An 8389-nucleotide genomic window follows, 5' to 3' on the forward strand; every position below is an offset into this window, starting at 1 on the left:
GTGGCCAATTTAACGCTGCATGGCGGAAGGCTTATCACCCACTTGAAATGGATCTCGAGAATGAGCCGCTCCAATAGATTACAAAGTGGGAAGAGTTTGAGCATAACAGGCTCAAAAATAGAAAGGAGCTGGCATGCGGTTTTTGACGTCCCTCATATTCATTGGTGTTCTGGCAACCGCGGCGAATTCTGACGTAACCAGTCGAAACGGTGGCCCAAGCAACAGTCAAATGCTTTCAAAGGGTGGTGACGGAGGTGTTGATGGCGTCGCTTTCTTTCGCCCAGTTTTGAGCGGAGTTTTGTATCGCTCTGGCTTTAAAGGCGGTGACAAGGATCGAACGGGTCTGAGTAACGTTCAGCGCGAAACCCTGTGCGATGAGGGGTTTTCAACCGGGTTTTATGCGGACTTCGGCAAGAACACCGCATACGGCCGCACCAGTTGTGGAAACGGATCTTTCGACTATCAGAGCGCTAGATCCTCCCGACCCAAGGCTGTCATGGCGTCTATACACGAGGTGATTGAAAACCCGGGAAAGGGCCCTGTTCTGGTGCACTGCATGTGGGGCGTTCATTCCTCGGGTGCATTATCGGCAATGGCGCTCGTTCAGTTTTGCGGTTGGACGGAAGAAAGGGCCAAGGAATATTGGAATGATGCCCGAAACGGGGCGCCTTGTTCAGGCGGATGCGACAAGTGGATTGACTCAAAGTTCTCCAACTTCAGTGTCGACCCAAAGTTAAAAATCTCCACCGAACAACAGACAGCGATTTGCCCTAAATGATATTGGGAGGACTATCCAAATGAAGCTCAGTCTTCTGGGGTCACTTGCTTTCATTGCACCCACCGTCTTGTGGGCGAACGACGATGTTCTTGGTGAAGGCACGACATTTGAGAGTCCCAATGGCGTTACTGAACGCTGTATTCGGATCGAAAAAATTCCTACGGGCGAGTATAAGAAAAGCGATCTTGAGGAAGAAACGGCCTATTGCGAGATCGATTTCTATGCCTCCGAAATCGCTATTTGCCCAAAAACCTGGAGTACCAGTCCAGGAATGGCCGTCTACGATATTTCGGAAGGACCCTACAAGGGGAACCGTTCTGAGTTCGAGAGAAACGCTTGCAAAGAGGGGAAGGCGGCGAAAGATCTGGCCAAGGACAGGGTAGCCAAATTCAAATCCACCATGAACCAAAAGGGCACCAGTGGAACATTTTCCACCTCGTCGCTGCTTTACTATCATTTTTCTAGGTACTTCGACACGACTGTCAAAGTTCCAGTCGCCGTTTGGCGCAGCATGGACGCCCAGACGCATTTTTCCGAGGTCGCAGAGCCTGGCCTTGCGATTTCTGGCGGCTCTCATGGCGGGCGCATGAACCATGAAGGCTGGCGGGTCTTCGCAGCTGCGGATGCCGACCCAAACTCATACCAACCAACCGATGATCTGTTCACCTCGGATCGAACGCAAATATACGGTGTACTGCTTGATAGTCCTGGGCATCGATACGGCTCGGAAATCAACGGCACCCGCAAGTCTGGTTGGGGGAAAGGCCAAAACCGTGATTTCCAGGAAACGCCTGCTTTCTTGGCTTTGCGTTCCTCAAAATCCCTGCCAGAGGCTATTGAAGAGGGCGTTAAAGAAGGCAGAAAGGACCGGCAGATCAACAAGGATCTCGGTCCTGATGTCAGTGATCAACAGATGACATTTTGGATGCAAGAAATTACGGAGATTGTTCTCCTCGATTTCATCTTTAGCCAGCAGGACCGCGTGGGAAACATAGACTTCACACCCTATTGGTATTGGGTCGAAGACGGAAAACTGAAGCATAAGAAAGCCAAGCACCATGAGCCAAACGATGGAGATATTCCCGCCGACGCATTATTGATCCGCCGCAGCAATCTAAACGACAACGATGCTGGAGGGCGGGTCGAGTATGCCAACTTCGCGAAATCCACTCAAATGCTGGAGAAAATGCGGCACTTCTCTCCAAGCACGTACCAGCGCTTGGTTGCGTTGAATAGTGACCTTCAAACACAAGGTGCTATTTATGACTGGTTGTCGCAGAGCCTTGGGTTGTCAGATAGGCAGATTGCCCAAGTTGTGAAAAACACCGCGTTGGCAACGTCCATCCTACAGAACAATTGTTCTAGTGGTGATTTGATGTTCGACTTGAACCCTGTCGCATTCTTTTTGCGAAACGACACCGAGGTGGCGGCATTAGACTGTAATGACCCGTAAGCGTTCTGCCCTTATTTCGGCGTTCATTTGGACCGCTCTGTTCGCCTGTAAAGCGGCGGCGTTGGATGTCATCGTCATATCGGATCTGAATGGCAGCTACGGTTCGGTGGTGTATTCTCCTCGCGTCGACAAAGCGATTGAGCGGATAATCGAGATTGATCCCGATCTGGTGATTTCGACGGGCGACATGGTCGCGGGACAGCGCATTCCCAACTTGTCAGACAAACAGGTCAGGGAGATGTGGAAGGCGTTTCACGAGGCCGTATCCGATCCTTTAGCGGCTGCCGGAATTCCATTTGCGGTCACACCTGGAAACCACGACGCTTCTGCCTATCGCGGGTTCGAGCGTGAAAGAAAAATATACGCAGAGGAATGGACACCAAGAAAGCCAGAGGTCGATTTCCTGGTTTCAGATGACTATCCTTTCTTCTACGCGTTTGAGATGCAGGGCATAACGTTTGCATCTTTGGATGCTACGACCCTAGGGCCGTTATCCGGCGACCAGCAGGACCGAATTGAGGAACTGGGTGCAAACGGAGACCCGATTGTCACTTTCAGTCACCTCCCACTTTGGCCCTTCGCGATCCAGCGCGAACGCGAAATCATCGGTGACCCAACACTTGAAAAAATCTACCTGGAAAGCGGCGTCGTTCTGCATCTGTCAGGCCACCATCACGCCTTCTACCCCGGTTGGAAAGACGGTGTGGCCTATGTCTCTCAAGCTTGTTTGGGGGGTGGCCCGCGGCGGCTTATTGGCGATAGCGCCAGATCACCTCACAGCTTCACGCATGTTACGTTCCAGCCGAACGGAGAGTTTGGGATAGCGGTATATCGAGGGCCTGATTTCGAAAGGTCGGTAAACTTCAAGTCGCTCCCGAAAGAGATCAAATCCCCGAATGCGGTTTTGAAGCGCTTAGACCTTGTGAAATGACTAGAGGTTGAGTTTCAGCTCAACTTTTTCAGGGACCAGATCGTTTACCATCTCTTCGATCCGGGCTTCTGAAAGTCCGCCCGAGGTAATGAAAAGTAAAGAAACGCGAGATTTGCCAGGAACGTGGTGTTTTCTGACTAGCTTCCAGCCAGCGTCTGCGGCCATAGCTTCAATGTCTCCGCTGACTTTCAATGAATGCTCTTCGTCTGAAGCCTTGAGCGAAATTTCCACGCCCTTGTTTCGCCCACCGAGCCAAATGAAACACCAACATACAACCGCCACCAGTGTGGCCATCAAGGGCAAGCCCAGTCCTACCGCGAGCCCAAGCACGGTCACTATAATCATTTCCACCGTGTCGACCGGGTCATCCATATTTGATCGGAACCTCAACAGGGCTCCTATTCCAAAGATCACGAACCCGATCATTGATCCGTGCTGGACTACCAAGAATCCAACCGCCATGCCGACAAGCGCGTATAGGAAGAACAGCCTCGGCATCATGATATCACTGACACTTCTGCGGGCTCTCCGCCTCACAGGGTGATAAACGATCAGTCCAGTCAATATGACAGTTACGATGACGTCGAAAGTAAAGAAATACAGTTCCTGTTTGCCCCGAAACTGTATCCAACGTCGTTCGATAAGTATTTCTGACTCCGAAGTACCGGCCAACATGGTCGCGGGGTCGACTTGTGACACCGCAGCGCCTGGCAACAGCACCATCAATAGCACGGCCATGAGTGGGAAAGTCTTGTTCAACTTGTCTTCCTTCCTTCTCACGTCAAAGGCTTAAGCTTCACCAAATGCACATCGTGCCCCATTCAATTCAATCGCAACAGGCGGGATCAGGTAAAGAGATTTCCTTGCATTCTTCGGACATCGCATCCGGACTGTGATACGAACGCTGATACAGGGATGTGGTCCAAGCGCGAGAAGATCCAATGTCAGAACACAAGTTGCTTCGTTCGAAACTTGGGTTTTCACGGTGCTTCCTCAAGCTTGGGACACTGGTTTCAGTTGCAAGCGCTACTGTTGCATTTCTGGCATGGAGCGAGCACGCCCATGCCGAGAGTCCTGGTTTAACTCTCATCGACTCCTTCAAGGTGGCGGATAAATCAGAAGGCTTCTCGGAGCCTTCCGGATTGTCTCTGTCCAACGCGGAAGGCTTCTTATGGTCAGTCAGCGACGCTGAACCTAAACTGCACCTACTTGGAATCGACGGGGCATTAGGAAACTCATTCAAGCTGCCTTCATTGACGGGATCAGATCTGGAGGGCGTCGCATCACGAAAAGATGGGTCTGTTTTGGTGCTTCAGGAAACTGATCGATCAATTCTAGTCGTTCACCCAACCAACCCCATTCAACTAACTACAATCCCTCTCACATCTCTCAAAGGCTACTCGGACGCCGCTGAATTGCTCGTCGGTAACCCTTTGAACAAGGGACCTGAGGGCATCGCCGTCGACCCGGAATCCGGGCGGGTCTTCATTGGCATTGAAGGACAACCAAGGTTGTTAATGGTCGTATCACCAGAGCTAGACGAAATTGTTGAGATCATCCCTTTGGATCGCGAGTCTGGTTTTATGTCTGATCGCGTAGGGGACGATGAACTGGATTTGAGCGGCCTGGCATGGTCCCGGTCCTCACGTTCTCTTTGGATTGTGAGTGACAAAAGCCGTCAGATCTTCGTCTACAATCCAAAATCCAAGTCAGTAAAGTTTATCAGTTTGACGTTCACAGAAGATGGAAAACAAAAAGAAGTTAAGCATCCTGAAGGGATCGCTCTCGATGAGACCAGAGGGCTTCTCTATATCCTGACGGATGATGCCAAGAAATCGCGGCTCTATGTTTTTGAGCAACCGGAGTTGTGAGGACTGTCCTACGAGTTCTCTACTCTACGTGTTTGAAAAGCGGGGTTGTGTAAATGAGTGCCGTCTTATGTGCAGCATATCAAGTAAATCTGCGCTCTGTTCGATATGTTTCTAAAAAACATCACCCATCAATATATTCGAATAGCGTCAGGTTCACACATGCGAACCACGTAATAACATTGGGCTTCAACATGCTCAGTCACCTTAAGGTTATCGATAATGCCCGTATCCAATTCGGTTGTAATTGCGATCATTTGCACTTTAGTGGCCTTTGTTGCAGTTCCAAAATACAGCATTGCCCAAACCTGGGACATCGCATCACAGCACTCTGTCAGCGGCGTAACGGTATATGATACGGATGAGCTGTTAACGTTTGCCGGTCAGTTGGCCTTTGATCGGTCAGGGCGCATCACAGCAGTGGATGTCGCATCAACGATCACGCAGATCTACCGAGAAGACGGTTACTTCTTGGCTGAGGCCTGGCCTGGCCCCGATGGGCAGAGCATAATTGTTGATGAAGGGCGGATTCAAACCATCGAAATTGAAGGCGTGGATACTCGCACGTTCCAAACACTAGAGAAGATTTTCCAACCCCTCACCACCTCCTATCCCATAACGCTGAAACGATTTGAGCGGGCAGTGATGCTGGCCGAGGACATACCTGACCTGGAATTGTCGACCGAACTTGATTACCCGGATCAGGCTGGTGCTCGGCTGAGAGTATTGGGAGAGCCACTGCGAAAACAAGCCGGTAGTGCGACACTCGACAACCCTCCGCGTGAGCTTGGAGAAGCGCTCAGCTTCTATGTCGTACAAGAGTTTTATTCAACGCTGACCGTCGGAGATTTGCTGCGATTCGAGGGATCAGGCAATTACAATTGGGACAAAGACGATGAACACTCTTTATGGGGCGCTCTTACCTATCGCACGCCGCTGAACAGCAATGGTCTGTACGGTGAGATCTTCTACGGGAACATAAACGCAAAACGTGACCTCTCAGGGGACTTTGCAAGAACGGATATTGATGGCGAGAACTTCACCGTTGCGTTGGGTTACCCCGTGATCCGCGATGTGGCCCGTTATGGATATCTTCTGCTGGACTATCGCCTTTCAAAAGCGGATTCAGTCAGTGGTGGCGTTCCACTATCCAGTGACGCGAGTGTCGTTGGCCTTACATATCTTTACGGGCAAAACTATCCAAAGGGACAAGCTCTGGAAGCGGGGCTAACCTTATCTTTTGGTGACAATGACAACGACACGACAGACGCGAATTTTGACGACGGGGACTCTTCGTTCTGGCATCTACGAGGCGGCGTCGGATACGAAAGCCCGCTAACGGGCTTGTCTCCCAACACAGCTTGGCGAACCGAGATCTGGGGGCAGTACACAACAGACCGGCTGCCCTCAGTCGAAGAGTACTTCCTTGGTGATCGTTATGCTTTGCGCGGATATCGTTTTGACGAAGTGGATGGTGATTCCGGGATTTCCGCGATTTTCGAATTGTCTCATTCCTACTTCCCCAGTTCCCAGAGCATACATCGCTTAACGCCCTTTGCCTTTTTCGACGTGGGTTACATCTCGAACAATGACCCAGCGAGTTTTGAAGTTGATAATGCTACACTGGCATCGACAGGTCTGGGTTTGGACATCGAGTTTAAGCAAAACCTATTCCTGTCCGGATACGTTGGTGTCCCTTTGAGAGACGGTCCGTTGACTGACTCTGGCGATCCTGGCGCGTATCTTGCTCTGACAACAAGTTGGTGAGGATGTTATGAAACGGAACCGCATTGCTTTACTTACTGCAACTTGTTTGTTTGCAGAACTGGCCGCTACGCAAGTCGTTGCCGGCGGAAATCATTACGGGTGGTGCCGTGGCGTTGGTAATCCACACCAGTCGAGCCAAGGATGCGGGCAGGCCGGTGGGCAAGGGGCAGGCAATCAAGTTACCGGTCCAACGCAGCCAGTGGCAAATCAATTGCCACCTCAGGGAACGCCGCAAACGCCCACGTCCGTTGCTGTTCCGGTCCTTGCGCCGGGTGCGGTCCCGAATGCAATTCCCGGTCGGGTTCCTATCGCAACTCCAATAGCGGTTCCGGGTCAAGTTCCAACACCCGTCGTAGCGCCGACCCTAGCTCCGCCTTTGGTGCCAAATCCGACACCAAACCGGGTTCCGACAGCTGTTCCCAATCAGGTTCCGCCATTGGCCACCGGGCCTACTACTGTGCCGCCGCAAGTTCCGACTGCTACTCCTAATCAAGTTCCGATAGCTGTCCCTGGCCAGGTTCCGCCTCAGCCTAATGTGCCGCCCCTTGTGCCAACAGCGACACCCAACCAAATACCAGTCGCCGTTCCTGGTCAGATCCCGCCTCAGCCTACCGGCCAAACTGCTGTGCCACCGCTTGTACCGACTGCAACTCCTAATCAGGTTCCCATAGCGGTTCCTGGTCAGGTTCCACAGTTGACACCAAGACCCACGGCAACTCATGTAGCCGTCCCAGGACATCAGAACCCACAAGGTGTCGTAACAATCATGCGCCCAAGGCCGAGGCCAACAACCGGTACTGTTCAGCAACCTGGCGCAACAAAAGTGACTCACCATTTAACCCACCAAAGCAATTCAAAGAAACACGACCATGTGGCAGCAACACCTGGACGACATGACCCGCACGACTTGCCGAGGTTCCGCAACGCAGCGGCCAAGGAAAACTGGGAATGCGTTGCCAGCGGATTTGGACAGCGCCGGTATGATGCTGGGCGAGGCGTGTTGCTGAACAACGGGGCGTTGCGGCACCTCGGAAACGTGGACGCAATGGCACGGGATGTACCTGCTCGGCATCCAAAACACTCTGGTTGCATTATTTCGGTCAAGCGAAAGCAGCGCTGACGCTCGCCTGGCAGGTTTTGCTCGGACAATGAGATTAGTCGACCAATAGTTCGCCAATTGTCATCTGGATAATTGGATTTCGTATTGCCCTTATTCTCCGGCGTTTATGTCGGCTGGCGTAGCCCAACAATGCTCCGCACCCAAATCTACCTCAAATAGGCCAACAATTTAAAGTGCCGCACTTCCACGAAGCGCCTCCGACCATCTGGGTCGGTCAGGTTAGGCAAGCGAAACTTTGAACGGCAACTTTGCAAAGTCAGCTTTCTTCGTATTGCTGTGATTAGAGCTTCGCGCAGCATCGGTCAAAGTGGGCTCGACTCGGTCATCCGAGTCTTTTTATCAGATGACGGCTCGTCTGCGTTAAGCGGCCATTATTCCACTGGACTTGTGGCCCAAACGGAGCGGTACTGTCTGTGTAGCGACGCACCTGTCGCCGCGTGCCGCCTTCTCCGCCCGGGCTTCCGGGCTCTCC

Annotated in this window: 5 protein-coding genes; 4 read left to right on the forward strand and 1 reads right to left on the reverse strand. The window is 52.0% G+C overall.

The features are described from left to right. The first annotated feature begins 797 nt into the window (after window positions 1-797). Together LCM21_RS20065 and LCM21_RS20070 are read left to right on the forward strand one after the other, a co-directional pair. Window positions 798-2231, forward strand: a complete 1434-nt coding sequence (locus LCM21_RS20065; protein WP_224892154.1) for a hypothetical protein — start codon at window positions 798-800, stop codon at window positions 2229-2231. Then, the gene (locus LCM21_RS20070; RefSeq protein WP_224892155.1) at window positions 2221-3162 is read left to right on the forward strand and encodes a metallophosphoesterase family protein; all 942 of its coding nucleotides are present in this window, start codon (window positions 2221-2223) and stop codon (window positions 3160-3162) included. Before LCM21_RS20065 ends, LCM21_RS20070 begins: the two co-directional genes overlap by 11 nt. Here the strand turns inward: LCM21_RS20070 and LCM21_RS20075 are convergent, their stop codons facing one another. After that, window positions 3163-3921: a hypothetical protein gene (locus LCM21_RS20075; protein ID WP_224892156.1), complete on the reverse strand. Its 759-nt coding sequence runs from the start codon at window positions 3919-3921 to the stop codon at window positions 3163-3165. Window positions 3922-4103: 182 nt separating this feature from the next. On the opposite strand from LCM21_RS20075, the gene LCM21_RS20080 reads away from it, so the two are divergent. Then, entirely contained in the window at window positions 4104-5033 is a 930-nt protein-coding gene (locus LCM21_RS20080) for an SdiA-regulated domain-containing protein (protein ID WP_224892157.1), read from the forward strand. A gap of 219 nt (window positions 5034-5252) precedes the next feature. Continuing rightward, the gene (locus tag LCM21_RS20085; RefSeq protein ID WP_170482621.1) at window positions 5253-6797 is read left to right on the forward strand and encodes a ShlB/FhaC/HecB family hemolysin secretion/activation protein; all 1545 of its coding nucleotides are present in this window, start codon (window positions 5253-5255) and stop codon (window positions 6795-6797) included. Window positions 6798-8389 lie beyond the last annotated feature (1592 nt).

Source organism: Ruegeria profundi, from assembly GCF_020171505.1.
Taxonomy (GTDB): domain Bacteria; phylum Pseudomonadota; class Alphaproteobacteria; order Rhodobacterales; family Rhodobacteraceae; genus Ruegeria; species Ruegeria profundi.